General features: G+C 52.6%; 1 protein-coding gene. It reads left to right on the top strand.

The genetic code is table 11. From position 1 onward, the window contains the following. Positions 1 to 234, top strand: a 234-nt coding sequence (locus HY29_RS18770) for a DDE-type integrase/transposase/recombinase (RefSeq protein WP_155838181.1), incomplete at both ends; no start/stop codon positions are given.

The raw sequence follows: 234 nt of genomic DNA, 5'->3' as shown, positions 1-234 counted from the left end.
AACTCGGGATAAGGTTTCCGCATTGAAATTCCTCAAGAAAGCAATGAAGCGGTATGGTAATCCGCATGTCGTGGTGACGGATAGATGCCCGTCCTATCGGGCCGCCATGAAAGTTATTGGGAACGAAGGCCGCCAAGAAACAGGGCGTCATCTCAATAACCGCGCCGAAAACTCACACTTGCCAATCCGACGAAGAGAACGCGCCATGTCCCGTTTCCGGCGCATGCGAAGTTT

It is taken from the genome of Hyphomonas beringensis (genome assembly GCF_000682755.1).
Lineage (GTDB): Bacteria > Pseudomonadota > Alphaproteobacteria > Caulobacterales > Hyphomonadaceae > Hyphomonas > Hyphomonas beringensis.
The sequence above is the reverse complement of the archived record's forward strand: the minus strand, read 5'-3'. Positions and strand labels throughout refer to the sequence as shown.